This window comes from Candidatus Saccharimonadia bacterium, from assembly GCA_035544015.1.
Taxonomy (GTDB): Bacteria; Patescibacteriota; Saccharimonadia; order UBA4664; family UBA4664; genus UBA5169.
This window is the reverse complement of sequence record DATKIP010000030.1, coordinates 1-3,003: the sequence shown is the minus strand read 5'-3', so window position 1 is coordinate 3,003 and position 3,003 is coordinate 1. Positions and strand designations below refer to the sequence as shown.

The 3,003-nt window shown below is 60.3% G+C and carries 5 protein-coding genes; 4 read left to right on the top strand and 1 reads right to left on the bottom strand.

The window, feature by feature from the left end:
• On the bottom strand, nucleotides 1-261 hold a 261-nt coding region (locus VMT30_02270; protein ID HVQ43766.1), incomplete at its 3' end, for an IS110 family transposase.
• Nucleotides 262-429: 168 nt separating this feature from the next.
• On the opposite strand from VMT30_02270, the gene VMT30_02265 reads away from it, so the two are divergent.
• From VMT30_02265 to VMT30_02250, 4 genes are all read left to right on the top strand, one after another.
• Complete coding sequence (locus VMT30_02265) at nucleotides 430-993, top strand: phosphatase PAP2 family protein (GenBank protein HVQ43765.1); 564 nt, start codon at nucleotides 430-432, stop codon at nucleotides 991-993.
• Nucleotides 990-1,112, top strand: coding sequence for a hypothetical protein (locus VMT30_02260; GenBank protein ID HVQ43764.1), 123 nt, complete (start codon nucleotides 990-992; stop codon nucleotides 1,110-1,112). Before VMT30_02265 ends, VMT30_02260 begins: the two co-directional genes overlap by 4 nt.
• Before the next feature lie 61 nt (nucleotides 1,113-1,173).
• Entirely contained in the window at nucleotides 1,174-2,544 is a 1,371-nt protein-coding gene (locus VMT30_02255) for an IS701 family transposase (GenBank protein ID HVQ43763.1), read from the top strand.
• A gap of 227 nt (nucleotides 2,545-2,771) precedes the next feature.
• On the top strand, nucleotides 2,772-3,003 hold a 232-nt coding region (locus tag VMT30_02250), incomplete at its 3' end, for a SulP family inorganic anion transporter (GenBank protein HVQ43762.1).

Below are 3,003 nucleotides of genomic sequence, written 5' to 3'. Positions count from 1 at the left end.
AGGTGCGATGACGGAACAATCATGCCCGAGAGCGGTGATCTGGCGATGCAAGCCATAGCCGGTCGGTCCCGCTTCGTAGCAGAACAGCAGTTGTTGGTACTTGCCGGTCAGCTTGATTACTAGGCGCTTCATTGCGTTTGGCGTGTTTTCGATATCGCCGAGAAAGCGGACTTCGCCCTGGCGGCCATCTTCGGCCAGGGCCACGGAGATCTTCATCTTGGAAGTATCAAGACCGACAAAGACCCTGATATTTTGCTGCATGGCTCGTCCCCTGTGCGTGAGGCTCGGTTTTTTCGAAGTTAAGAAGCTCTTTTTGGCAGGTTTGTTTAAGGCCGCGAGGTCAGGGTTCCAATGGGGTTATGGCATTTTGGCGCAACGGCGCTTGACCGGTGGGTCGCGAAGACGGTCGCACGCTATACGAGCCCCGCCGTGGAACGGCCAGCTCGGGTGCTGACCTGGGCCGCCGATGAGCACGTCCTTGGTGTGATCGCGGGAGGGCTATGGTTAGCTGCGCGCGCGGGCAACGATCGTGAGCGCCGCCAAACCGATCATCTGGCTCTGAGCATGGTAGTGACCGCCATCCTGCCTCATCTGCTGAAGCGGCTCATCGACCAGAAACGGCCGGATCGATGCATGGTTCATGGGCCGCGACGGGGCATACCTCGTTCGGGCAAGCCCTACGATGCTTTTCCGTCGGGGCATGCCATGCATGTAGGCGCGGTCGCTTCCGCCGTCTCCTGGGCCTATCCAAAGTCCGCGCCGGTCGCTTGGGCACTTGGCGGCCTCATTGCAGCAACACGTATCGTTATTCTGGCGCACTGGACGACCGACGTGCTCGCGGGCCTGGCCATGGGTGCCCTGGTGGAACGGCGTCTGCGGCCGCTGTCCAAAAGCGCGGACCGGGCGGACATCGAGGCGCGCCCCACGCGCGCGTGTACTCCCGCACAGCCGCAACGGATCGAGTCATCCCGTGCCGCCATGGGACAGTCATGACCCTGATCGTCATTTTGCTGGTTACGGTCCTGCTGCTCTTGATGTTCAAGCCTACGAGGATCCCCGTGCTGGTGATCCTGGGCGCGCTTCTCCTGGTCTGGTTGTTCGCAGGGCACTAGCACCACTTTGGCAGATTTTTGCTGCTGACGAGCGTGATGGGATTCCCAAATCAGTTTTTCAATGATTCATGGGTGGTCGGCATTTGGAGGGCCGGCCATGGTGGGAACAACGTCGGATTGGGAAGACGAGCTTGGGCGCTGGCTCGAGCCGTTCCTGGAGCGCTTGGGTCACAGGTCACGGCAGCGAATGTGTCCACTTTACGTGGCGGGGCTGATCGGACCGGGTGATCGCAAGAGCGTTCAGCCAATGGCAGAGCGTCTTGCGCCGGGTGACTATGATCAACTGCACCATTTTGTTGCTGCTGGCGTCTGGAAGGAGGCTCCGCTGGAGACAGAACTTCTCATCCAGGCTGATAAGCTCGTCGGCGGCAGCGATGCGGTGTTGGTGATCGACGATACGTCGATGCCGAAGAAAGGCAAGCACTCGGTCGGTGTCGCTGCGCAATATGCTTCGGCATTGGGCAAGACGGCCAATTGCCAGACGCTGGTGTCACTGACGCTGGCGCGCGGCGAGGTGCCGGTGACGGTAGCGCTGCGCCTTTTCCTCCCCGAGAGCTGGACGAGCGATCGAGCACGTTTGAAGCGGGCTGGCGTTCCGGCCGAACATCGAACGGCACGGACGAAGCCGGAGATAGCGCTCGCCGAGATCGATCACATGATCGCAGCCGGTGTCCGCTTCGGCTGTGTGCTGGCAGATGCCGGTTACGGGCTGAGCGCGCCATTCCGGCAGGGACTCACGGCGCGCAGTCTGGCCTGGGCCGTTGGTATCCCGCGTCACCTCAAGGTGTACCCTGTCGGCGTGCGGCTCATCTGGCCCATTGCCGGGCGCGGTCGTCCTCGTCAGCGGCACGTCCCGAACATTCTATCGATGGCAGCCGAAGATATGCTCGCTGATGCCAGGTGGCAGAACATCAGCTGGCGCACCGGCACGAAGGGAAAGCTCAAAGCCCGCTTTGCGGCTGTGCGTGTGCGCACGGCCGACGGACCACCGCAGCGGATCAGGGACAAGGGTCAGCAACATCTGCCGGGGGACGAGGCCTGGCTCATCGGCGAACACCGCCCTTCGGGAGAGAAGAAATACTATCTTGCCAACCTGCCCGCTAAGACGGGCCTGCGCATGCTCGCCGCCATCATCAAGGCTCGATGGATTTGTGAGCAGGCGCATCAGCAATTAAAAGAAGAACTCGGCCTCGACCATTTCGAGGGACGCTCCTGGCAAGGCCTTCACCGTCACGCCCTCATGACAATGATCGCTTACGCCTTCCTTCAGCATCGTCGCCTCATCCGAGCGAAGCGGGAAAAAAAGAATCAACGGACCACCACCTCAGCCAAGCTTGCCAGCCGTGCGCCACGCTATCGTCGATCTCATCATGCGACCGCTTCAGCGCTGCCCGAACTGCCGACAATGGGTCCGCGCGGGATTGCGGCGTAAACTCAATCTGCCAAAGTAGTGTTAGGGCGTGCACTCATTAACGCGCAGATCGGAGTCCGCTTTCGGGGACAAACCGGAAAACATTTGCTCAGTCTGAGCCTTTCAGCTTTTGATCCATCTGCAACATCGGCCGACAAATTTTGCTGGGATGCACAACAGGCGTCGCCGCGAATGTGATAGCTTCAGCTCGTCCAAGGCTCACTTGGTAACCGTGAACACTCCTGACGATGCCGATCTCAGCGAAGGTTGCGTCCCTCCTTCACCGGTCGTTTCCGATCCTTAGTTGGATACCCGCCTATCGACGCGAGTGGCTGGTATCGGATGTTTTCGCTGGTCTTGCGCTCTGGGCCGTCATGGTACCTGAGGGCATGGCCTATGCCGGTATCGTCGGTGTCCCGCCGATCATGGGTCTCTACACGATAGTTCCGGCGTTAATAGCCTATGCGCTCCTCGGCACTT